This window comes from Flavobacterium sp. (genome assembly GCF_027533505.1).
In the GTDB taxonomy this organism is placed as follows: domain Bacteria; phylum Bacteroidota; class Bacteroidia; order Flavobacteriales; family Flavobacteriaceae; genus Flavobacterium.
The window spans coordinates 51,488-76,431 of record NZ_JAPZUB010000041.1; the positions used below are offsets into that span (position 1 = coordinate 51,488).

Annotated in this window: 20 protein-coding genes; 13 read left to right on the forward strand and 7 right to left on the reverse strand. The window is 39.5% G+C overall.

Features of this window, described 5'->3' with window-relative positions:
* A complete protein-coding gene (locus O9316_RS09475; protein WP_298203896.1) occupies positions 1-333 on the forward strand; it encodes a hypothetical protein in 333 nt (110 codons plus the stop codon).
* Here O9316_RS09475 and O9316_RS09480 read toward each other — a convergent pair.
* Together O9316_RS09480 and O9316_RS09485 are read right to left on the reverse strand one after the other, a co-directional pair.
* Positions 323-3,538, reverse strand: coding sequence for a hypothetical protein (locus O9316_RS09480; RefSeq protein WP_298203897.1), 3,216 nt, complete (start codon positions 3,536-3,538; stop codon positions 323-325). The two genes, O9316_RS09475 and O9316_RS09480, sit on opposite strands and share 11 nt — an antisense overlap.
* Positions 3,539-3,598: 60 nt before the next feature.
* Positions 3,599-4,696, reverse strand: coding sequence for a hypothetical protein (locus O9316_RS09485; RefSeq protein WP_298203898.1), 1,098 nt, complete (start codon positions 4,694-4,696; stop codon positions 3,599-3,601).
* A gap of 506 nt (positions 4,697-5,202) precedes the next feature.
* On the opposite strand from O9316_RS09485, the gene O9316_RS09490 reads away from it, so the two are divergent.
* Genes O9316_RS09490 through hemL form a run of 4 tightly spaced genes read left to right on the forward strand, consistent with a single transcriptional unit; the run spans position 5,203 to position 10,175 of the window.
* Complete coding sequence (locus O9316_RS09490; protein WP_298203899.1) at positions 5,203-7,032, forward strand: T9SS type A sorting domain-containing protein; 1,830 nt, start codon at positions 5,203-5,205, stop codon at positions 7,030-7,032.
* A 45-nt stretch (positions 7,033-7,077) separates the two neighbouring features.
* Positions 7,078-7,971, forward strand: coding sequence for a 1-aminocyclopropane-1-carboxylate deaminase/D-cysteine desulfhydrase (locus O9316_RS09495; protein WP_298203900.1), 894 nt, complete (start codon positions 7,078-7,080; stop codon positions 7,969-7,971).
* The gene (locus O9316_RS09500) at positions 7,964-8,884 is read left to right on the forward strand and encodes a glucosaminidase domain-containing protein (RefSeq protein WP_298203901.1); all 921 of its coding nucleotides are present in this window, start codon (positions 7,964-7,966) and stop codon (positions 8,882-8,884) included. Before O9316_RS09495 ends, O9316_RS09500 begins: the two co-directional genes overlap by 8 nt.
* Position 8,885: 1 nt before the next feature.
* Positions 8,886-10,175 (forward strand): glutamate-1-semialdehyde 2,1-aminomutase, encoded by a 1,290-nt coding sequence (gene hemL / locus O9316_RS09505; RefSeq protein WP_298203902.1) that lies wholly within the window; start codon positions 8,886-8,888, stop codon positions 10,173-10,175.
* Between the two features lie 28 nt (positions 10,176-10,203).
* On the opposite strand, the gene O9316_RS09510 is transcribed toward hemL, so the two are convergent.
* Positions 10,204-10,542: a hypothetical protein gene (locus O9316_RS09510; protein WP_298203903.1), complete on the reverse strand. Its 339-nt coding sequence runs from the start codon at positions 10,540-10,542 to the stop codon at positions 10,204-10,206.
* A gap of 76 nt (positions 10,543-10,618) precedes the next feature.
* Positions 10,619-11,038, reverse strand: coding sequence for a hypothetical protein (locus tag O9316_RS09515; protein ID WP_298203904.1), 420 nt, complete (start codon positions 11,036-11,038; stop codon positions 10,619-10,621).
* 228 nt (positions 11,039-11,266) lie between these two features.
* Between O9316_RS09515 and O9316_RS09520 the strand changes: the two genes are divergently transcribed.
* From O9316_RS09520 to O9316_RS09535, 4 genes are all read left to right on the forward strand, one after another.
* On the forward strand, positions 11,267-11,485 hold the full coding sequence (locus O9316_RS09520; protein ID WP_298203905.1) for a hypothetical protein: 219 nt from the start codon (positions 11,267-11,269) through the stop codon (positions 11,483-11,485).
* Between the two features lie 99 nt (positions 11,486-11,584).
* The gene (locus O9316_RS09525; protein WP_298203906.1) at positions 11,585-12,394 is read left to right on the forward strand and encodes an MbnP family protein; all 810 of its coding nucleotides are present in this window, start codon (positions 11,585-11,587) and stop codon (positions 12,392-12,394) included.
* Positions 12,395-12,446: 52 nt separating this feature from the next.
* Complete coding sequence (locus O9316_RS09530) at positions 12,447-13,487, forward strand: cytochrome c peroxidase (RefSeq protein ID WP_298203907.1); 1,041 nt, start codon at positions 12,447-12,449, stop codon at positions 13,485-13,487.
* A 1-nt stretch (position 13,488) separates the two neighbouring features.
* Entirely contained in the window at positions 13,489-14,445 is a 957-nt protein-coding gene (locus tag O9316_RS09535) for a transporter (RefSeq protein WP_298203908.1), read from the forward strand.
* 26 nt (positions 14,446-14,471) lie between these two features.
* Here O9316_RS09535 and O9316_RS09540 read toward each other — a convergent pair whose 3' ends face one another.
* Complete coding sequence (locus tag O9316_RS09540) at positions 14,472-14,813, reverse strand: hypothetical protein (RefSeq protein WP_298203909.1); 342 nt, start codon at positions 14,811-14,813, stop codon at positions 14,472-14,474.
* A gap of 63 nt (positions 14,814-14,876) precedes the next feature.
* On the reverse strand, positions 14,877-16,565 hold the full coding sequence (lysS, locus tag O9316_RS09545) for a lysine--tRNA ligase (RefSeq protein ID WP_298203910.1): 1,689 nt from the start codon (positions 16,563-16,565) through the stop codon (positions 14,877-14,879).
* Between the two features lie 142 nt (positions 16,566-16,707).
* Between lysS and lipB the strand changes: the two genes are divergently transcribed.
* On the forward strand, positions 16,708-17,403 hold the full coding sequence (gene lipB, locus O9316_RS09550; RefSeq protein ID WP_298203911.1) for a lipoyl(octanoyl) transferase LipB: 696 nt from the start codon (positions 16,708-16,710) through the stop codon (positions 17,401-17,403).
* Here the strand turns inward: lipB and O9316_RS09555 are convergent.
* Complete coding sequence (locus tag O9316_RS09555) at positions 17,400-18,005, reverse strand: ribonuclease HII (protein WP_298203912.1); 606 nt, start codon at positions 18,003-18,005, stop codon at positions 17,400-17,402. The two genes, lipB and O9316_RS09555, sit on opposite strands and share 4 nt — an antisense overlap.
* A gap of 197 nt (positions 18,006-18,202) precedes the next feature.
* Here O9316_RS09555 and O9316_RS09560 point away from each other — a divergent pair, with 197 nt between their 5' ends.
* From O9316_RS09560 to O9316_RS09570, 3 genes are all read left to right on the forward strand, one after another.
* Positions 18,203-21,268, forward strand: a complete 3,066-nt coding sequence (locus O9316_RS09560; protein WP_298203913.1) for a SusC/RagA family TonB-linked outer membrane protein — start codon at positions 18,203-18,205, stop codon at positions 21,266-21,268.
* An 11-nt stretch (positions 21,269-21,279) separates the two neighbouring features.
* Positions 21,280-22,878: a RagB/SusD family nutrient uptake outer membrane protein gene (locus O9316_RS09565; protein WP_298347126.1), complete on the forward strand. Its 1,599-nt coding sequence runs from the start codon at positions 21,280-21,282 to the stop codon at positions 22,876-22,878.
* 105 nt (positions 22,879-22,983) lie between these two features.
* The gene (locus tag O9316_RS09570) at positions 22,984-24,837 is read left to right on the forward strand and encodes a S8 family serine peptidase (RefSeq protein WP_298203915.1); all 1,854 of its coding nucleotides are present in this window, start codon (positions 22,984-22,986) and stop codon (positions 24,835-24,837) included.
* Positions 24,838-24,944: the final 107 nt, after the last annotated feature.

A 24,944-nucleotide genomic window follows, 5' to 3' on the forward strand; every position in this document is an offset into this window, starting at 1 on the left:
ATGAAAGTCATCGTTGCCAAATATTTAACGCCTGTTGGATTTCGGGCCATTACCATTTTCCCTTTTGTTATCGTGCGATCAAAAGATGCTTTGTTGGATCCGCATTTGCTTTCTCACGAGCGCATACATATCCATCAACAACGCGAATTGCTCGTGGTGTTTTTTTATGTCTGGTATGTCCTGGAGTTTTTAGGGCGTTGGATGGTGCTGCGCGATCGAACGGAGGCGTACCGAGCCATTTCTTTTGAACGTGAGGCTTATGCAAACGAAAACGACCCTCACTATCTCAAGCGAAGGTCGTTGTATTCCTTTTTATTTTATTTTAAAAAATAATCTTTGTAGCGGTAATGATTCCGTTGGCCAATCGAGTTTGCACTAGCAATGGGGTTTGGTTGCGTGTCAGATGGGGAACTTCAAACTGTGAAGCATTGATTTGATCATATTGACCAATAACGCGACCCAACATATCCAAAACGGTGACGGAGGCAATTACTTCGCGGGCAGAACTTACTTGTATAGTCTCTTGAGTGATAACGGTTACTTCATCTTCAGCCGCTACTGATTGTTTCATACCGTTGTTGTAAATAATGATAAAGCGATTTGAACGAGTTCCCGCTGTGGTCGTAAAGCGATACGGACTTACTTTTAAATTGTGTACTACATTCAAATCCTTATCACGGATAAAAATATCTTGATCGGCAAACATTCCGTCAACGGCGGCCAGGGCAATGTGATATTGTCCTGCGGCGGGTGCATGGAATCCAACGGGAACTTCATCCATCGGGTTAAACGGTAAAGCCCGTCCTTGAATTTGGAATTTTTCAGTATCGATGAGTGAAAAGATACTCATGGATCCCAAAATCGCTGTGTTGCTGTCAAAGAAGTTATCTTTTCCATTGCTGGCGCTTTGTACATACCCCACCAATGTTCGTTCCGATTGTCGGCTGCTGTTCACAATGTCGAGCCAGAAGCGATGGCGTTCAAGTTCAACATTTACGGGAGGTTCAATGATATAGTCACTGCTTCGGTAGAAGTTGGTGTTGTCAAAGGTATTGCTTCGTAATCCATTGTTGAAAGCAACGGTGTCGGTCGTCGCAGGGCCGTCAATCATTTGAACAAAGAATCCTTGGCCTGCACCTATGAAATAATCGCTAGAAGCAGCAGGACAACACGATGTACCGGTAAAATTGTACGTCAAATAATCCCCGGGACTGTAATTATAAATATACGTATTGTAAAACGGACTCGCGATTTGTGACGGTAAAGTACCATGGGTCCAAATTTTGATGTTCCCCATGATTTTTGTTCGGTTATTGAACAAAAACTGACTTGCGCGAATCGCCGAAGGATAGGGGTTTCCAACCAAATTCCAGTTGTCACTGTAGTTGGTGATTTCAGTCCCATTCAATCCTGTATGATAAGCCGTATTGGTGTCAGAGCCCCGCGCTATAGCGGTAGTGATATTTCCATTATTGGGAACGCCCGTGAAAGTGTTGACTAACGTTTGTGGCGTCACATTACCAAAGGAGTCAGGACCCCGAACAATATACCCTCTACCCGCAGTCATCGTATTGCCCACAGCCATTTCCCAGTTGCCTTGCCCACCGTTGGGATTAGCAATGGTAGGGTTCCAACGCCAGATTAATCCCGAGGTGGTAGGCGCACCAATGTTACTCGTGCTAAAACCGGCTACAGGGGAGGACCAATACACGTAGTCTTGACGACGAATGTTGGCATTGCGGGTATAGTTGATGGAGCCCGTATTGGCTACGTTGTTGATTTGTACCAAACTAGAATTGTTTAACAGGTTGAATTGCGCCCCTGTTTGAACATTAACCCAATCGGTAACCGTAATGGTATTCGATGCATTTACGGTTAAGGTAGCTCCTGTTTGTACAATCAAGTTTCCAGCAAAAGCATGATAAGAACTGCCTGAAATGACAGGATTATTTGCAGTAACAGGGATGATAACACAATCGGCATTGTTAGGGATACTCGTGTTTGGAGTCCAATTATTTACTTTATTCCAATCCGTATCGACCGAACCGTTCCAAATTTTACGACTATTGACTGTAATGGTTGCATCGTCGGTGACATCCATAATCACACCATTACAGAAAGTATAGCGAATACGAGCGGTATAAGTAGTTGTTTGGTTTGGACAAACAGTAAGGGTGGGAGAGGTTCCCACGACAGGACCTGATGTTCCCACACCTTCAAACCAAGTTATCGTTGTAATCGAAGGTCCAGCAGGCATAAAACGCCAAGCCTCGTTTGTGGTGGTCCAATCAGGATCCAATGAGTTGCGATTAGGAGCTACCACACCTGCAGTTCCCGTATTGTTTTGAATTCCAATAACGGCATTACCACTATTCCAAGAGGCACAAACCCGTTTTTCTTTAATGTACACTTCAATGATATTCGTATTTTCATACAAAACTATCATTCCGGTATACATTAAATTGTTACAAGCAAACGAGAACATGGGTACTTCGCTCCAGCCAATAATCATGGCACGACATCCCGAAGGCATAGTGACCAATTCCCAACTTACTTCTCCACCCACGCTGGGGTCGATATCGTGATAAGCTCCAAATATTGTATTTAAGAATAGGGAGGGGCTTGGCAAGTTGGTGCTAAAGGCCCAGTTATTATAGCCTCCAGGGGTATTGTTGGTGGTGTTAAACGAAACAACCCCATTGGAACCAATCAACATTTGGTTGTAGGTGTTTCCGTAGTAACAAAAGTTGAACGGAATAGATACCAAACCTGACCAAACATCATCTACGTTAATACTTACCGAATTGGCTAAACAACCAAATTGATAAGGGGGGGCGTAGGGTATAGATTCAACCGTATAATTGGTGGTATCGCCTAAGTTCTTATAGGTAGCTTCCAAAGTGGTGCAAGTAGAAGCGCCACAAGTTGTAATGGGCGCGGGGTCGACGCCCCCTAATCCTAAACCTCCAGCGACGTTGGTCGGACATCCTGTAGAATTTGTTCCCACTCCACCTCCAGGGGTACATGCGGTAGTAACACAAATACTAAAAGTTCCTTGACCAATACCATTGGCAAAACTATAGACTCGAATATAATAGGTAGCTCCAACCGTGAGACCTGTAAGTGTCGTGGTTTCGTTCAAGCTCCCCGTAGTAGCGTTTATACAAGCCAAAGAGGTTAAACTCAAACATGAGCCACTATACACTTGAAGTACCGCATTTGCTAGTGTGCCTGGAGTAACAGTGACTGTATGTGACGTTTCGTAAGCTTCAAAAGTATACCAAACATCATCATCGGCGTTACCAACGCAACCCGCTAGTGAATTCGTTGCAAGTACAGTTGTTCCACTGGTAGAAGAAGTACAAAAGGTGGTTGGATTTGTATTTAAGGCTACAGCCGTAGCACAGCTATCATTTACAGGGGGGCCAGGAGTAGTCACACAAATACCAAAAGTGCCAGGACTGTCATTGCCATATTCCCAAACACGAATAAATAAGGTAGCCCCAGGGGTTTGACCGGTCAAGTTGATACTAGACATCAAACCATTAGCGCTAGAGTCATCATCGCAGGTGACAAGGGTTAACCCCCCACAGGTTCCTTAATATACTGCCATACCGCTATCGGTAATACCGCCTGTTTGCGTATCTATAGATAAAATACCCGAAGCAGGAACCGTTACGCGAAACCACACATCACCGCCAGCATAACTTGCACAGCCAGGAGCTGGAGGTCCAACAGAATCAGAAGCACCAAGGGTCGTGTAAGTTGCGTAAGTGCAATTCGTTGCGGGGGTTAGTGTTATGGCTCTACTACAATTATCATTTGCAGGGGGTGTCACACAAGTTCTTGAAATGGTGAAACTCCCTGTTGCATTAGAGGCAGCATCCCAATTGGCAATATATACAAAGTAAGTGGTCCCTAGTGTAGTATTAAAAGTATAGCTTTCCGTTCCGCCACCAAATCCAGAATCTTGACAAGTAATATTGGTTAAGCCGAGGCATGATCCGCTTGCAATGGCCATTTCATGATCAAAACTACCATTTGCAGTTGATGTGATTGTAGTTGTTGATCCGTCGCCTGTAAAGGTATACCAAACCCCATTGTTACTCATGCTGCATCCCGTATTATGGTTGGTTGAACCATTTGTACCAAAAGTGGTTCCGTTCATATTTGTAGTGCCACATGGGAGTGTAGTAGCGGTAATACAACTATTATTGGAAGGAGGACTGGCGGTAACACACAGCGAGGATAGATTCATGTTGTTGTTGTTTCCAATGTTTACAACTTTAATGTAATAAATACCATTGGCTAAAGGTCCTGTAGTAATCGTTTCTGTTTGAGCTGAATTGGTTGCATTATTGGCATTGGCACACGAAATAGTCGATAAACCAGCACATGAACCCGTTGATCCAATAAGTTGTAATAACAAGTTTTGATTGGTTGTGGTACCCACAATTGTAACAGATGCGGGTCCACCACTGACAGTGAAAGTATACCAACGATCTCTGTGAAAAGTTAGCCCAGTACTACAAGTATTTATCAGCGGGGCATCATCAGTACCGTTTGAAACCGACCCGCTAAGGCATGGGCCATTGACAGTAATAGGTAATGCCACAGCACAGTTATTCTGTGCATTTATCTCATGAGTAAAACTCAAAAGAGTAATAAGCATTAAGTAATTGTAAATTTGTTTCATACCTTGCTGTTTTTTGTGCTTTTTTCGATTACAAAATTTCTACAAAAAATTGGGATTCAATGATAAAGTCGATTAACTGTTAGATTTTCTGTTGAAATGCAAAAAATACGTTTTTTCTCACAAAAAAGTCGATATACAACCATTTGTTTTTTACTAAATTGCTGAAAAACAATGGATAACTTCTTTGGTTGTTTTTGCACTCGTTGAACTAAAATCATTAACTATAGATTTTTCATTTTGATTTACGTAAAAATTGTTGTGAACAGTTTTTTCCAATGGCATCCATTTTTACCTCAAGTCCCTCGATTATTGAAAAAGGGAATATAAAATCGGATAAAACCTTCATTTTCAATCCTTATTTTGTTAAATTTGAAATCGAAGTTACATAAGGAAAGTTGAAAAACCCAAGTTTTTTGTTAAAAAAACATGCATTTCATCGATTTTTTTGGTATTTACGTCGATTATAAGAAGTATATTCCTACATTTACAACATAAACTTTTTGATTATGAAAAAAATAGTACTATTATTTATTTGTTTAGTGTCGTCTGCGACCTATGTTAGTGCACAATTGTATGTGTCTAATAATAGCTATGTTTTCAACAAAGGTGCTTTGTTGTTTGCACGTGGAAATTTAGAGCTCAATGGAGCCAACAGTTTTTTATATCTACGGAATGAGGCGCAATTCCTTCAAGGAACTGCCGGATCATCAACCAATAGAGGTTTGGGCCGACTGTCGGTTTTTCAAGAGGGTACAAGCAATGCTTTTGCCTACAATTATTGGTGCGCACCCGTAGGAAATGCTTCAGCAGGTTCTGGAAATGAAAATTTTGGGGTGAGTATGTTAGGTACCCCCACAACATTAACAACCACTATTCCTGCTGCCTTATCTTCAGCAACTTACAATGGGTCGTCGTCTGCAGCTGCTCTAACTATTGCGACCTATTGGATTTGGCGATTTTTATCTTCTAACAATTATTCACAATGGGTGCAGTCCGCAGGAACAACCAATATCGCACCTGGCGAAGGTTTTACCATGAAAGGGGTTTCGGGTACCGATGCAACCAATCCTGGAGAAACCGTTGCTAATAATCCTGGGAATGCCCAGCGCTATGATTTTCGGGGAAAACCCAATGATGGAACCATTGTAATCAATGTTGCCAATGGGGCTTCAACCCTTACAGGTAATCCCTATCCTTCAGCGATTGACTTAAATTTATTCTTGAATGATCCCGCCAATTCTTCTTTAGACGGAACGGCTCTGTTTTGGGAACACGACAAAACTGTCAACTCACATAACATTGTAGATTACCGTGGAGGTTATGGTGTATACAACGGTACCACAAGTGTTTACACTCCAGCTACTTTTTACACCTATGATTTGGGAGGTAACCAAGGCTCCGTTTTCAGTTCCCCCAACAACATGTACCAACGTCGATTTTCCCCGATAGGACAAGGTTTTATGGTACGAGGCGTTTCCAATGGTTCAGCGATAATGCGAAATGCTCATCGGGTATTTGTGAAAGAGGGAGCTGCCAATTTCTCCCAGTTTGAACGTCTTAGTAATGAAGCAAATTCAGCTGGTATTGCAAGTTTTGGCAATATTCCAAATGTGGCGGGTATTGATTATACACAATTAAGTGCCGCTCCTACACCGCATTTTACCGTCAATACCTCCTTGGGCGGAAATGCTGTACGACAAGTCGCGTTGTGTTTTTTACCCAATGCCATTGACGGTGTCGATCGTGCCGATTCGAAATCTCCAGACACAACAGCCAACTTACCGATGGATATGTACATAGTGTTGGAGAATGAGCCTTATGTGCACGCTACTACGGCATTTGATAGCAGCAAACGAATCAATGTTGGATTCAAATGCAATGCTTCAACCACCTTCACCATGATGGTAAAAGATATCGTAAACTTTGATATGGCAGAAGATATTTTCCTCTATGATGCCGAAACAGGATTGTATCATGACATCAAAAATCAACCGTATGCATTCACTTTACAACCCGGGGTAAATAACAACCGTTATCAAATCACATTTACAGATCAAGCCCTTTCCAATGGCGAGTTTAATGGAGGACGATTGGATATTTTACAAAACAATCAAGAACAGCTTTTAGTCATCAGTAACCCAACGCAATACGAACTTTCAGAAGTGAGCCTTTATGATATGCTTGGAAAAAATGTATTTACCAAAAAAGGATTGGGTAGTCAAAATCAATATGAATTTGCTACGGGTTCACTGGCAGAAGGAATTTACATCGCCCGTATAAAAACAATAGAGGGGCATTCGCTCAGTAAAAAAGTCGTTATCGAGCGTGTTCGCTAATATGAAAGGGGCCTAAAGGCTCCTTTTTTTATGTACTTTTGTTCCATGCAAGCGATTTCGCAAAAACTCGAGTTACACGACACCATTTCCGTCACCCTGCGTCGGGAAGACCTTCTCTTTCCAGCGATTTCGGGTAATAAATGGCGAAAACTCAAATACAATATCCAACACATTCTTCAAGAGGGTTATGAAGGTGTGCTGACATTTGGTGGCGCACATTCCAATCATATCGCTGCAACAGCCTATGCTGCTAAAAAGTTCGGTTTTAAAGCAATAGGGATAATCCGTGGGGATGAACTTCAACATACCACTTCATGGAGTCCAACACTCCAATCGGCACAACATTGGGGTATGGAATTCAAGTTTTTGTCTCGAGATGCTTTTCGGGTTTTGAAATCGGACCCAACTTACTGGTGCAATACGTATCCCAATTATTTTATTTTACCAGAAGGGGGTACTGGTGCATTGGCCGTTCAGGGATGCGCCGAAATGATCCTGCCCGAAGACCAATCATTTACGCACATTGTGTGTGCTGTAGGCACGGGAGGCACGCTTTCAGGATTGAGTGAAGGGGCTTTTTCCCATCAAAAAATTTTAGGATTTCCTGCATTAATTGGGGATTTTTTAAGAGAAGATATTCGTAATTTTGCAAAAAAGGAGAATTGGGAATTGATTCAAGGCTATACCTTTGGAGGTTATGCCAAAACAAGTCCCGAATTAATTCGTTTTATCAATCAATTTTATCAAAAACATCAGGTGCCGTTGGATCCGATTTACACCGGTAAAATGATGTATGGTTTAGTAGATTTATTGGCAAACGATTTTTTCCCAAAATCAGCAAATATACTAGCCATTCACACAGGAGGGTTACAAGGAATCCCCGCCATGAATGAAAGGCTCAAACAAAAAAATCAAATTACGCTTCAAATTCATGTATAGATTCATTTGTATTTTTGTCGTGTTATTAGTCCTAACGGCTTGTGGTTCCTCGCGTCCTGTCGTACGAACGACCAAACCTACCGCACAAACCACAAAAACTGATCCGCGAAAAACCAAGCGACCCGTTGCAACCACTTCACCGACAACTCAGTCACCCTCAAGACCGGTTCAAATCGATCCTACGCCCGCTCCATCTTCGCAAGCGGATAAGCCTACAATTGAAGTTTTGGAAGCCACCACAGCCGTCAAAGTGACTACAGCGATGGTGATGGATTATATTGAAAAGTATAAGGAAATTGCCAAAAAAGAAATGGTCGATTACGGGATTCCTGCAAGTATCACTTTAGGACAAGGAATATTAGAATCGGGGGCTGGAACAGGGCCTCTAAGCGTTCAAGCCAACAATCATTTTGGAATCAAATGCCATAAGGAATGGAAAGGACCTAGTGTTAGTTATGACGATGATGCAGTAGGTGAATGTTTTCGTAAATACAGTGATCCTTTTGAATCGTTTAAAGATCATTCAATTTTTTTGGTGACCCGTGAACGCTATGCCAATTTATTTCGCTTGGATATTGCCGACTACAAAGGCTGGGCCAAAGGACTCAAAGCCGCAGGGTATGCCACTGATCCAGCGTATCCTACTAAGTTAATTGGATTGATTGAACGCTACCAATTGCAGCGTTTTGATGTCGAAGTACTCGGAGCAAGTTCAATAACAAATACGATTAATTCAAGTGCAACACTCCCAATTAAAAGTGATTACACGACTGAAAAACAGCATGTTGTAGCGAAAGGTGATACCTTATATTCCATTTCCAAAAAATACAGTATCCCTGTTGAGGTGTTAAAATCAAAAAATAATTTAAATGATACCGCATTAGCCATCGGTCAAATCTTACGCTTAGAATAAAATGATATACCAAAGAAGTAGTGCGCTGTTTGCAGCCGCTGAAAAAGTAATTCCAGGAGGCGTAAACTCCCCAGTACGCGCTTTTAAAGGAGTAGGGGGTACTCCAATTTTTGTTAAATCGGCCAAAGGAGCCTATTTGTATGATGAAGACGGCCGTCGTTTGATAGATTACATTAATTCATGGGGGCCAATGATTTTAGGGCATGCTTATGAACCCGTGATCACTGCTATCAAAGAACGCGCTGAAAAAGGAACCTCTTTTGGAATGCCGACCGAATTGGAAACACAAATTGCGGAGCTAGCCGTTGCAATGGTACCCAATATTGATAAAATTCGTTTTGTAAATTCAGGAACAGAGGCCTGTATGAGCGCCATTCGCTTAGCGCGTGGATTTACAAAACGCGATAAGATTATCAAATTTGCAGGGTGCTATCATGGCCATTCGGATTCTTTTTTAATTCAAGCCGGTAGCGGTGCGAGCACATTTGGAACACCCAACAGCCCCGGAGTCACGCAAGGGACCGCCCAAGATACTTTGCTAGCGCCTTACAATAATGTAGCAGCGGTTGCCGATTTATTTGCTGCCAATCCGCAACAAATTGCCGCTATTATCGTCGAACCCGTTGCAGGAAATATGGGGTGCGTGCCGCCTTTACCCGGATTTTTAGAAGGACTTCGCGCGTTGTGTACCCAACAGGGAGCTTTGTTGATTTTTGATGAAGTCATGACGGGTTTCCGACTTGCTGCTGGGGGTGTACAAGAGCGCTTGTCTATTGCTGCCGATATCGTTTGTTTTGGGAAAGTTATCGGTGGTGGACTTCCGGTGGGGGCTTTTGCAGCTAGAGCAGAGATTATGAATTATTTAGCCCCAGTTGGTCCTGTGTATCAAGCGGGAACGCTAAGCGGAAATCCATTAGCTATGACTGCTGGTCTAGCCATGTTGACCGCTTTACACGAGGATAGGGATGTTTTTAATCGAATTGATCAAAAAACAGCCTATCTGCACGAGGGGATGGCAACCGTGATACAAAAAACAGGACTACCACATACGATTAATCGATTAGGGTCTATGATTTCAGTTCACTTTGATGAAACTCCAGTCATCGATTTTGAAACCGCAAAAAAAGGGGATAACGAACGGTTTAAAGCATTTTTCCACGGCATGTTACAGGAGGGTATTTACATTGCTCCTTCTGCCTATGAAACCTGGTTTATCACCGATGCGCTAACCTACGATGATTTAGACAGGACCATTGAAGCTGTCGGAAAAGTAACTTCAGTATTGAAATAAAAAAAGCTCCGAAAGGAGCTTTTTATTTTTATTTTATTTTCTTACCTACAAGTCGATTTAAAAGTTCTGGATTGGCTTCCAATTGGGCCATTTGTTGTGGTGTTAGTGTGCCTCGAATTTTTGCTTCAATCACACGACTCATTTCAATCTTTCGCTCAGCAGAAAGATTTTTGTTGTCCAATACTTCGTATTTCATTTCGAAAAGTCTGAAAAAATCTTCTCGCTGGTTTTCTGGTAAATTTACCACTTGGGCTAAAGCAACCATATCGTTTTTTGCTTTTGCTTGTACAGATAATTCTTTGTCTTGAGCCGACATGCTTAATGTGGCCATCATACAAAAAGCAAAACTAAGGAGTAATTTTTTCATAACTATAAAAATCTAAATTGATAATCAAAGGTAAACTATTTTGCTATAAATCCAAAAAAATCAAAAGATTGAACAATTAGTTCTTAATCTCAAGTGAATTTTCAGATTCAGGTGTTCGTTTACGCTTTAATCCCGCCTCAAATTTTTGGTATTGTGTTTCCGTAAGTATCTTTTTCATCTCGGCTTTAAAAGCATCCTCTTCAGCTTGTCTCTTCTCACGGCGCGCTTGTAATTGTTCCTTTGTCATTAATCGGCCATCGTCTTTCTTTCCTTTCAACTCGGCAACATAGGCTTCACGGTCACGAACAATCTTTTCTACAAGGGGTTTGATTTTTTCCCCTTGTCCCGGTTCCAAAACGATATCCTTGGTTAAACGATTGAAGAGAACAGTCACTTTTTCCTCAAAAGTTAATTTTTGTGGAGTGCCTGATTTTTGCAATTGAGCGGAAACAGGGAGTAAAAAAAGGAATAGTACTAAAGTAAAAATAGCTTTCATTTGAACTCATTTTTTATAAGGACCAAAAATAATAAATAAGGTTTAATTTGCGCCAAGAATTTATATCTTTGTAATGTGAAAATCGGTGTAATTTTTATCGTTTTTGTTTTTCTTTTTCGCCCTGTAATGCCAGTGGTTGACTACATATTGAATTACGATTATATTCGTACTGTTTTGTGTGAAAATAAAGCCAAACCGAAGTTGTCTTGTAACGGTAAATGTCATTTGATGAAACAATTAGCAAAAGCCTCTGAACAAGAAGACTCCAATCAAAAAAACAATAAAAGCCAAGTCAAAGTGGAATGGGAATTCCCATTCATGCAAGCAAATGTTCACGAAAGTAGCACTGCTTTTCATTCAATGGCCCATACAATTTCAATCTTTTCGTATTCCAATTTATACCAATTTTCAGCCGAAATTGGCGTTTTTCATCCCCCAACGGTTTAATTTGCTTTCTTCGATAGTTACAGTGTTGTGCTGTACTTCTTGATGTGTTTTTTATAAAATGCATCACTCTATTACTATTGTTTAAATTTAAATTAAATCATGAAAAATATTTTAAAAAAAGCAGCTCTTTGTATGGTTGCACTTACTGCATTGTCGCTAACTTCTTGTTCAAATGACGACGATACAAACAACAACATCACCGGTGAGGGGACATTAAAATTAGAATTTGATAATATCTATAAAACAGCCAATTTGGCTATGAATACTCCTTATACCAATACGAATGGGGAGGTAGTGAAGGTGTCAAAAATGAAATACATCGTGAGTAATATTAAGCTTACTAAAGACGATGGCACCGTGTTTACGTATCCTAAAAGTCAGAGTTATTTTATTGTAGACGAATTAACAGCTGCTTCACTAGTACTTGATTTACCTAATATTCCAGCGGGGAACTATACCAAAGTAACTTTCGGAATTGGAGTTGATCAAGAGCAGTTTAATCTTGGAGCTGCAGGACAAGGCGATTTCCTAACCCAAGCCCAAAATGCCGGTATGATGTGGTCATGGAGTGCGGGTTATAAATTTGTCAATTTTGAAGGTACTTTTACTTCTCCAACAGTAACGACGGACACGAATTTCAGGGTACATACTGGACAAACAGGAACAGATTACAACTATACGACGGTGACGCTTAACTTACCATCCAATGCTTTAGTTCGCACCAACATCACGCCACAAGTGCATATTATGGCAGATGTATCGCATTTAATTGATGGTACCAACAAAATTTCGTTGACAGCAGCCAAAGGTTCTGGCGCAGCAGCCAATGTTATGGGGGGACCAAATTTAGCTCTTGTTACCGCCAACATCGCCAACATGTTTACCGTTGATCATGTTCATAATGATTAAATAAATCCAAAGGCGTTCGACTTTCGGGCGCCTTTTTTATCTTCTTTATACTATGAAAAAGGTGATCATAGGGGTGTTAGCCCTTGGACTTTTAACGGCTTGTGCTACTGATGAGGAAGCGCAATATATTGATGTCCCACTCGACACCGCAAAACCCAGTAATTTTCCAGATGCGGTATACAATTATGGAAATAACCCACCAACACAGGCGGGGTTTGAGCTAGGAAAAAAACTGTTTTATGAGGGGCGTTTGTCTTCTGACGGTCTAGTCTCTTGCGGATTTTGCCATATTCAAGCGGATGCATTTACCCATCACGGACACAGTGTGAGTCATGGGGTAGATAATTTGGAAGGCACACGAAATACGCCTCCTATACAAAATATGGCCTTTCAATCGGTTTACATGTGGGATGGCGCTACCAATCATTTGGATTTACTTTCTATCATTCCCTTTACAAGTCCCATTGAAATGAATGGTAATTTTGAAACAGCCCTAAATATGATGCGTCAAGACAATACGTATCGAACGCTATTCAAAAGAGCCTTTCCTGATGGATTAATAAACGCCGAAAATATGTTAAAAGCCCTAGGACAATTTATGGCAATGATGGTTTCCTCTAATTCGCGTTTTGATCATTACCGACGTGGCGAAAGTGGTGGCATATTGACCTCTGTTGAGTTGGAAGGGTATGCAATTTTTAATCAAAAATGTGCAAGCTGTCATGCAACGGACTTATTTACGGACAATTCTTTTCGAAATAATGGTCTTCCTATCAATCCTCAAATCAATGATGTCGGACGTTACCGTGTTACCGAATTAGAACAAGACCGCTATAAGTTTAAAGTACCTAGTTTGCGCAATATCGAATTCACAGCGCCATACATGCATGATGGGCGATTTTTTACCCTTGAAGCAGTATTGGACCACTATAGTTCGGGCGTGGCACAAACGCCAAATTTAGATCCATTGTTAGTGAATGGAACGACCCTGGGAATTCCACTAACAACCAATGAAAAATCGAAGCTTATTGCGTTCTTAAAAACGTTGACCGATCATCAGTATTTAAATGATCCCCGATTTGCAGAATTTTAATATGAAAAATATAGTTTTTTTACTGATTTCAACCTTTGTCATGGCATCACCAAAGGATACCTTGCCATCACCGAGTTGGACCCATGTGTTTAGGTTCCCTACTGCCGCACTTGACGATTGTGATTCCTGTGGTTGTTCGGCAAGCGGGGGAAGTTTGGGATTTGCCTCGTTGTTGAATTCCAATTTTATTGGGGTGCGGTATTTTTACCAACATTATAAAACCAATGATGGATTGTACTCTAATTCGCCTTGGTATGATGAGTATTATCAAACGACGCAATTGTGGACACGTATTCCCATAACGTCAAAGATTCAAGTTTCTGCCATTGTACCCTATCATTTTCATCAACGACAAACCGTAAACGGAACACAACCTATCTCGGGCCTTGGCGATGTAACGGTTATGGGACTGTATCAGGTGTACCAAAATGTAAAAAAAGATTCTACCGTTGCTTCCCATACTTGGCATTTGGGAGGGGGAGTAAAAGCACCCACAGGAACTTATGATATGCGTAACAACGGAAGTATCAATCCAGGATATCAGTTGGGTACGGGGAGTTGGGATGGCTTAATTTTAACCGAATATACACTCCAAAAAAAAGCTTTTGGCTTAAATCTAATGGCGAATTATACCTTTAAATCAGAAAATGATAAAGGCTATCGATTTGGAAACCAATTCAATTACGGGGGAACCGTTTTTTACTTGTGGGAACGTCAGCAAAATACTTTCTCACCGCAATTTGGACTCAATGGAGAAGTGTATGAATTTAATGTTCAACACGGACAAAAGGTTCAGGAAACCGCCGGTTCTATTCTTTTTTCGAAAATTGGTTTTGAATGGGGAATAGGGAAGTGGTCTTTGGGAAGTAATCTGTTACTGCCTTTGCGGCAAAATTTAATTGCAGGCAATGTAGAAGCTAAATTTCGCTTCGCCCTGAATATTAATTATGCATTATAAAAAAAGAGGTCAGCTGACCTCTTTTTTTATCCTTTATAGAAAATCAATTTTTGATACAATTCTGTGTTGGCTTTCAGCGCCTGACGTTGCTCGTCGTTTAAACCAGAAAGTAATTTAGAACCATAACGCTCATAAATTGCTTTTTTTGTCGATTCATCGGTAGCACTTTGAACTTGTTCTGCACGCATGATGAAAAGTTGGGTAAAACTCGTTTTTAAGTTGTCGTCTAATTTAACCACCTTTAATAAAGCCTCCATTTCGGTAGCGGCTATCTCTTTAGGCTGTAATGCAGCCGTGTTTTGTTTATCTTGAGCCATGCTCAACTGAACTGCCAAGAAAGCGAATAATGCAAAGACAATTTTTTTCATAATGTTAGAATTTAAAAAGCGAATATAACAATATATTTCGTACTATCCATCGGTTTCAAGCAATTAAGTCAAATGAACGCTTTTTGATTCACCATCAACGATGACTTTAACCACACCTAATTTACTTAATCCTTTCATGGCAGCATCCCATTTTTTTCCACTTAACTGGGATTGCTCTTTCAATTGGGCTAAGGGTTGACCGTCTTCAGATTTGAGGAGCTGCAGAATTACTTTTTCTTCCTCAGTGAGCTCAAGGGCTTTCTTTTCAGGTCGCATTTGCGGAAAAAATAATACTTCTTGAATTGAGGCATTGTTGGTAAGGAACATGATTAAGCGGTCCATACCAATACCCAAACCAGAAGTGGGAGGCATTCCAAATTCAAGCGCACGCAAAAAATCTTGATCAATAAACATAGCTTCATCATCTCCTTTTTCGGCCAATTTCATTTGCGCTTCAAAACGTTCCCGCTGGTCGATAGGATCATTTAATTCAGAATACGCATTGGCGATTTCTTTGCCGCACACCATCAACTCAAACCGTTCGGTCAATTCAGGATTGTCGCGATGCGATTTACACAAGGGCGACATTTCTTTGGGGTAATCGGTGATAAAAGTGGGTTGTATAAAGTGGCCTTCGCATTTTGCGCCAAAAATTTCATCGATAAGTTTCCCTTTCCCCATAGTCTCATTGACTTCGATGCCCATTGATTGCGCAGCTTCACGCAATTCCTCCTCTGTTTTGCCTGTAATATCAAAGCCTGTAAACTTTTGTATGGCTTCCGTCATGGATACACGTGCATAGGGTGCTTTAAAATCGACCGTATGTTCTCCAAAGGTGGCTTGTGTTGTTCCGTTGACTTGCAATGCGCAGTATTCTAGCAATTTTTCCGTAAATTCCATCATCCAATGGTAATCTTTGTAGGCGACATAAATTTCCATAGCTGTAAATTCAGGATTATGGGTACGATCCATCCCTTCATTTCGGAAATTTTTGGAAAATTCATAAACGCCATCAAAACCGCCTACAATCAGTCGTTTTAAATACAATTCATTGGCAATACGCATGTACAAAGGAATGTCCAGCGAATTGTGGTGCGTAATAAACGGTCGCGCGGCAGCACCTCCAGGAATGGATTGCAAAATCGGAGTCTCTACTTCCAAATAACCAGCATCGTTAAAAAAAGTTCGCATGGCTTGAAACAGCTTGGTTCGTTTCACAAAAACCTCTTTCACCTGCGGATTCACGACCAAATCCACATACCGCATACGGTAGCGAAGTTCAGGGTCAGTAAAGGCATCGTATGTTTTTCCCTGATCATCCGTCTTGGGCATAGGTAAGGGGCGAAGTGTTTTGCTTAAAAAGGTAAATTGCTGTACCAAGATTGATTTTTCTCCAACTTTCGTGTAAAATAACTCACCTTCCACCCCTACAAAATCACCCAAGTCAGTAAGTTTACGAAAAACGGTTGTGTATAATGTTTTATCTTCACCAGGACAAAGCGTGTCCCGATTGAAGTACAATTGAATTCGCCCTTCACTGTCTTGTAATTCAGCAAAAGCCGCTTTTCCTTGGTCACGAACACTCATTATTCGTCCCGCCACAACTACTTTTTTGCCTTCTACAAAGGATTCCTTGACCTGTTTCGACGTGTGGTCAACAGGATAAAGAGGGGCAGGATAAGGGTTAATACCTAAGTTGCGTAATTGATGGAGTTTTTCTCTGCGAATTTGCTCTTGTTCGGACAGTTGCATAAATGGAAAATTAAGGGGGCAAAGATAATTTATTGTTCAAAAACTACCAACTGCCCTATCGATTTAATAAACCTGTTGAAATTCATGTCCATTGATTAGCTCCTTTGTATCTTTGTGGGATTAAAAAACGACTTTTTTCGGGATGAATAAAAAAGTGCATTTTCAAAACTTGGGCATACGCGACTATAAACAGACGTGGGATTATCAGGAAAAACTATTTGCGGACATTGTAGCCGATAAAATAAAAAAACGGACAAACCCTGAACAGTCCACGGATAATTATTTTTTGACCGTGTCGCATCCTCATGTGTATACTTTGGGAAAAAGCGGTGATTTGTCCAATCTATTATTGAATGAAAAACAACTCGAATCGAAAGGCGCTACCTTTTATAAAATTAATCGAGGGGGCGATATCACATACCATGGGCCAGGGCAACTGGTTGGTTATCCGATTTTGGATTTAGAAAATTTTTTTACCGATATACATAAGTATTTACGACTTTTAGAAGAAACCATTATCCTTGTTTTGGGAGAATATGGTTTGAAAGGGGAACGAAGTCCAGGCGAAACTGGAGTTTGGCTCGATGTAGGAACGCCATTTGCGCGAAAAATTTGCGCCATGGGGGTACGTGCGAGTCGATGGGTGACCATGCATGGTTTTGCCTTGAATGTAAATACCGACTTGGGTTATTTTGATCATATTATCCCTTGCGGTATTCGTGGCAAAGGGGTGACGTCATTGCATGTTGAATTGCAACGCGCTGTTGATGAACGCGAGGTGGAGCAACGTGTGCTGCATTATTTTTCGCACTTATTTGAAGCTACAATTGTAGGTTAGAAATCAAAATCAAGTGAGAGCTGGTCTGGTAAAAGGCGAAAGCTCTTGCGATGGTAAGGGGTAATCCCAAATTGTTGGATAGCTTCACGATGTTCTTGGGTTGGGTATCCTTTGTTTTTATTCCATTGGTACATGGGATACTCTTCATGAATGCGGTCCATATAGGCATCTCTGTAGTTTTTGGCTAAAATGGAAGCAGCGGCAATACTTAAATATTTTCCATCCCCTTTTATAATGGTTTGAAAAGGAATTTTTCCAACAGGTTTAAATCGGTTGCCGTCAACAATAATAAACTCGGGTTCTGGTGTAAGTTGAAGAATGCTTTCCTGCATGGCTTGGATAGAAGCATTCAGGATATTTATATCATCTATAATTATTGGTTCTAAATGAACCACATGAAAACAGAGAGCTTCTTTTTCAATGATAGGCGCCAAAGCAGCGCGCTGTTTTTCGGAAAGTTTTTTTGAATCATTCAAAAGAGCGTTCTCAAAATCACGTGGTAAAATGACAGCGGCTGCCGTAACGGGTCCAGCCAAGCATCCTCTACCGGCTTCATCGGTTCCACATTCCAAGATGTGGTTCGAAAAACGTTTGGCCAACATCGTGTTAAATAAAAATTAATTTAAAGTTAACGCAACTTTTTGATGACGATTGCATCTGTAAAATGGGTTGCAATCACAAAGTTACACCAAAGCCGTTGAACTTTAACAAACGTAAACGCTAATATTCCGAAGTATTATTTGTTTATTTAAGAAATTATTAAGAAGTTTGCTGAATAACTAACTCAAATAAATTTAATATGAGATCGAAGTTCAAATGGATTTTTACGCTTTTACTAGCGTTTACAATGCAGTTTTCATTTGCACAGGAGAAAACTGTAACGGGTACTGTTTCGGATGGTAAGGTATCATTGCCTATGGCCAACGTTGTAATTAAAGGTACCAAAAACGGGGTGCAAACCGACATGGATGGTAAATTCTCCATCAAAGCCAAACAAGGTGATGTTCTTGTGGTGTCGTACCAGGGGTATGATACAAATGAAGTTAAAATTACAACTGCAAACACCTACAAGGTGACTCTTGTAGAAGAATCTAAAGTTTTAGATGAGGTTGTGGTTCAAGGGTATCGGTCTGTGGCCAAAAGAAATGCTGTAACTGCTGTTCAAACGGTTAATTCTAAAACAATTGAAAACAGGCCAAATGCAAATGTTTTAAATACCTTGCAGGGACAAGTTGCAGGTGTTAACATTTCAACAGGGTCAGGTCAACCTGGTGCGAAGCCTACAGTTATTATTCGTGGTTTGAGTACTGTAACTGGAAATTCTGATCCACTCTATGTAATTGATGGATTTCCCTCAAATAGTGATAACTTTAGATCACTTAATCCAAATGATATTGCTTCTATGGATGTTTTAAAGGATGCTTCGGCTATTGCAGAATTTGGTGCTAGAGGTTCAAACGGTGTTATTGTAATCAAGACAAGAAGAGGGGTTTATGGTGAAGGTAAAACATCTTTCCGTTACACGTCTACTGTTGGTTTGACGGAGCTTCAAACCCCCAGATATGACTATTCTTCAGCTAGAGAGTTGTTGAAAATTCAACAAAATTTTGGACAAGGACGCGGTTCGACACTAACTGACGCAGAGATTTCTGCTTACAACATAGATACTGATTGGGTGGATTATTTCTTTAGAATAGGAGCTTCATACTCCCACAACTTAGCTATTGAAAATAGTGCTAAAAATGTAAATGCTTTTACATCTGTTAACTATTTTGAACAAGAAGGTGTTTTAAAAACAACTGGCTTAAAGCGCTTTACAATGCGTAACAACTTATCAGGAAAGTCAAATAACGAAAAGTTTAAATACTTTATTGGTACTGCTGTTGGATTCTCAAAAAATAATGAGGCCACAAATTTGGGTTCGGGTGCTGTTAATCAAAACTATGTGTTAGGTGCTTATACTGCAGCTCCTTTTATTTCCCCAAGTGAATATAATGGAAATTCTTTTGATTTGTATACCTTATATGCTAATGATGGTACTTTGCTCTATACACCTCTATTTTTAATAGACAAATTACAAAAATTTTATAATTTAACTGATGAGACAAAAATTAACTTAGCTACTGATTACTCTTACAAATTGTCAAAAAATTTGACTTTGAGAGGTAAGACATCTGCTGAGGTATTGTTAACTCGTTTCACCCAATCTACTTTCCCTGATTCTTTTAACGCATTATTGTTTTCAAGTACTCAAGGTGTGCCTTCCACTCAGGGAGGGAATTTCAATGGAACTGAAACCATTAATCAATCTAGAACCTTTCTTTTTAATCAATTGTATCAATTGGATTATGAAAAGACCTTTGGAAAGCATACGATTAGTGCTGTAGCAAGTGCAGAATATAACCAAGCCAACCTTCATAGTAATAACTTTACACAACGTGGTCTAGATCCTCGTACTTTTGTTCCAAATACCGGTGCGGGTTACATTGCTGATGTTGGTGTAAATGATTTCTATGTGCCTTCAGTTTCAGCAGTACAATTGCGGTCAATATTAATGTCGTATTTTGGATCTCTTGATTACGATTATGATGGAAAATATGGGTTAGTTGGTACATTACGTCAAGATTCCACCAATCGATTTGAAAATACTACAGAAGTGTTTTGGTCCGCTGGAGCTCGATGGAATATTGATGCAGAACCATTTATGAAAGGCGCAAAGAATTTTATAGATATGTTGAAATTACGTGGCTCTGTCGGTACAGTTGGGAACCAGCGTATTATTGATGGTTCTGTTTTTGCTGGTTTAAATCCTCCACGTAATAGAGATATTTATAGCAATGTGAATAATGTTTATAATGGTCAAATTGGTTATGGAATTAACTTTGGTTACGATGATTTGCGATGGGAAACTACACGCCAATATAATATAGGTGTTGACTTTGAAATGTTCAAAAAACGATTACGTGGTACTTTTGATTATTATAATAGAAAAACGTTTGATTTATACTTAACTCAGGCAGTTACTAATTCTTCAGGAACTACTTCGCTATTACGAAATTCAGATGCTTTCGTTGTCAATAAAGGGGTTGAATTAAATTTAGCTTATGACATTTTTAGAAAGCAAGACATGACCTTGACTGCTCGTATTGTTGGAAGTTATAATGATAACACAATCGATGGAATTAAACAAAATAATGGACGTTTAGTTAATCCTGATGGAGTAACTATAAATCAAAATGGTGGGCCCATAGACCAATATTTCCTATATCCTTATGTAGGTGTTAATCAGACAAATGGTGAATTGTTATTTTTAGATGCTAGTAACAACATCACAGAAGATCCATTACAAAATGCTGATCAAAGAGCTACAAACAAGAATAGACTACCCTTATACCAAGGAAGTTTTGGTTTTGATTTCGACTACAAGGGTTTCTTTACTTCAGCTACATTTACATATGCATTTGATGTTTGGAGATTTGATTATGATTACGAAAGTCTATTGGATCCAGGAAGTATTTCACAATTCAATGTTTCCCCAGAGTTATTAAACGCATGGACACCAACAAATACAAATACAAATGTACCAGCTTTAAATGCTTCTAATTTAGGTGCTGATGATTTTTCAGATCGTTTTTTACGTGATGCATCTTATGTTCGTCTACGTAACTTACAAATTGGGTACCGTATTCCAAAAAAATTAATAGAAAAGACTTTTATTAAGGATGCTTCAATTATGGCCCAAGGTGAGAACTTATTCAATATTACTAATTGGAAAGGTTTTGATCCTGAGAGTGATAGGGATTTTGATTTCAATAACTATCCAACACCAAGAATTTACACCATTACATTAGATCTTAAATTCTAAAAAAAAAATCTATGAAAAAATTATCTTTTTATTTATTAATCCTTGCATCAATGTCTCTAGTCTCTTGTGACGAAGATTTGACAGACATCTATGCACCAGGTTCTCAAACTGAGGAGATTGCTTTGCAAAATTTTGATGACTTAAATAAATTACTAAACTCCTCCTATGCTAATTTATTTACACGTGAAGAAATTGTTTTTAATGCAATTTTTACCGATGAAGCAAGTAAAGGTTTTGCTAATGGAGGTCAAGGAGTAAATTCAGAATATGTTTTCTTTATGTTTCCTTCATCAACTGGACCCTCATCCATTTGGCAGTCTAACTATTTTGCTTTAGCACGTATTAATCGTATTTTAGCAAAAGCAGACGAGATTTTAGCAAATACTCCTGATACAACTACCCAAGAACGTATAAAGCGAGTAAAAGCTGAAGCGCTAATGTTACGTGCTTTTGCACATTTGAAAGTACTTTCCTATTTCTCAACTAATATGAAAGATGATAATGCTTTAGCAGGTATTTTATCTGACAGAGTTATACTAACTAGCGAAACTCCTGTTAGATCTACTAATGGTGCTTTTTATTCTTTAATTCATTCAGATTTAGATGCCGCGATTACATTGTATTCTTCTTTAAGTTCATCAGTTCTCCCTAGTGCTACTGACAGAACTAATTATGTTGGAATTGCTTTTGCAAAAGGATTGAAGGCAAGGGCTTATTCATACAAAGGTGATTATGTCAATGCAGAAATTTGGGCTGATGATGTAATAAATACCTCTGGTATTGTTCTAGCACCTAGATTAGAATACAAAAGAGTATTTTGGTCTGAAAATGAAGCAGCAAATACAGAAGTAATCTTCAGAAATAGAAGAACTCCAATTCAGAACAATCAAGCTACAAATGTTCATAATGGTTTTGGTTCTCTTCGACCAAATGCCTCAGGAGCTCCTTGGTATGAAGTCAGCAGAGCATTATTCAACAAATTAAATACCACTGGTTCTACTACTCTTACTGGTGCTCAGTTGTCATCTCAGCCTGATGTACGTTTACATACTGTAGTTTCGCATACCTCAACTATTGATAATAATTATCAAAATAATGCAGACTTTTTAAATTCCGACCGATTAGTACTTCACAAACATGGTGGTAATGAGTCAGGTAATACAACTTGGGCTGTAACTACTCAAAATGGTAATAACAACAGCATTAAAGTAATGCGGATCTCAGAAATGTATTTGATCAAAGCTGAAGCCCGTGCTGCAGCTGGAGATTTTGTTGGTGCTGCAAATGCTGTACAGGCTATCCGCGCTGTTCGAAATAATATTACTGTACCAACACCAGTTTACAATACTGCTCAGGATGCTTGGAAAGGTGTTTTGGATGAACGGAGAATTGAATTTGCATTTGAAGGGTATCGTTATGTTGATTTAAGACGTCTTGCTTCATTGGCAGGAGTAACACTTTTAGACAGAGATCCAATGGATTATGATGGGTTAAGTTTGCCTGGAGCGAATCCAAATAATTTGCCCTTAAATAGTTATAAGTTGACAATGCCAATCCCACAAAGTGAAATTAATGGTAACGGTGGTATTCAACAGAATCCTGGATATTAATCAAGTAATTTTAAATAATAGAAAAGGCCGATTTATTTCGGCCTTTTTTTGTTTTTATTAACGTCGATTTTGAGACAGTTTTTTTATATTTGAAAAAAATATTCTATGAAATCATTTTTACTCATTTTGTTAACCTCCTCTTTGGCAGTAGCACAGACTACCAAAGAACGCCAAATAATTTTACAAAAATCTACACGGAATACGGCGGAATTAACACAAAAGTTAGCTGGTTTTGAAGCCAAAAATAAGCAAGAAGTTCAAGCCTATTTGCTTCAAAATCCCAATACACCCAATCCCGATAATATTCAATTTATTTTAGACGGAAAACCGATTTATTATGGGATTGATTCCAATGAGGCCTCTGTGCAAACTTTACGCGCCCAAACCATGTACCCGGGTGGAACATTAGGTATAAACGCAACTGGTCAAGGATTAACTGTTGGGGTTTGGGACGGCGAAAAAGTACGTTTTACCCACCAGGAATTTGGTGGAAGGGTTACAAGTGGCGACAATGCTAATGTTCTCAGTGCACATGCTACACACGTTACGGGTACTATTCTCGCAGCCGGTGTGAGTGCTTCGCGCAAAGGCTTTGCCTATCAAGCCAATGCCAAAAGTTACGAGTTCAACTCTGATATCAGTGAAATGAATGCTTTTGCAGGTGATGGAAATCTAGTTTCCAATCATTCCTACGGATTAATTGCAGGTAATTTACCCACATATTTCTTTGGTCAATATAATTCTCAAGCGGCCAATGTTGACGAACTCATCTACAATTATCCTTACTATATTGTTGTTAAATCAGCAGGAAATGATAGGTCTTCAACCACTTTAGCGCAAGTACAGCAAAAACAAGGCTACGATTTGTTGACGGGGATGTCGTGTTCTAAGAACAACTTAACGGTTGCAGCAGTAAAACAACAAACTAGTTATTCTGGACCAGAGAGTGTTGAAATAACAAATTTCTCCAACTTTGGGCCACCGGATGATGGCCGCATCAAACCCGATATTGCTGCAATGGGTTTCGAAGTAAATTCATGTAATTCTGGGGGCGATGCTTCATACACAACAATGTCTGGTACTTCCATGTCTGCTCCAGCAATTAGTGGTTTAATTACCTTATTGCAACACCATTATACCCAGTTGAATCCGAGCACCTATATGCTAGCTTCTACAGTTCGGGGATTAATTTGTCATTCAGCTCGTGAAGCTGGTTTAAATACCGGACCCGATTATGAGTTTGGTTGGGGATTAGCAGATGGATTTACAGCCGCACAAATAATAAGTAATCGTAATTCTAGTTCAATATTAGATGAGCGGGTTTTGAATAATAATCAAACCTATACAACAACATTTACAATTTCTCAAACTCAAGATTTAAATGTAACTTTAGCGTGGACTGATCCAGCAGGTTTAGTTAATAGTGGTACAACTGCCGATGTGAGAACTCCTCGATTGGTAAATAACCTTGACATCAAAGTCATTAAAGATGGTATAATCTACTATCCATGGAGATTAGACCCTACGGATGTTTTTGCACCAGCTTCAAATAACTCTGATAATAATGTAGATAATATAGAACGTGTTGAAATATTCAATGCTACGCCAGGTGTTTATACTATACAAATTAACCATAAAGGAACTTTAACCAATGGGTTACAAGAATATTCATTAATTGCCTCTGGTTCTCAAGGATTAACTTTGTCAAATAATAGCTTTGACGCTGACAACACGTTCTTTGTGTATCCAAATCCAGCACAAAATGAGATTCATTTTAATAACCCCAAAGGATTCAATTTGGATGAAGTGTCTATTTTTGATATCACAGGTAAAATGGTGTTAAGTGCGCAAGGGGTTTCCAACAACACGTTGGATGTATCCCGTTTGCAAAGTGGAGTCTATATGGTAAAAATCGCTTCACAAGGGACAACTTTTGTGCGTAAGTTTACCAAAAATTAATCCCAACGAAATAAAATAGAAAAGAACGCCTTCCTTTTGAGGGCGTTTTTTTATCGTTTTTCATGTAAACGTCCAAACATTCTCTATTTTTGTTGCCTCTTTGAATC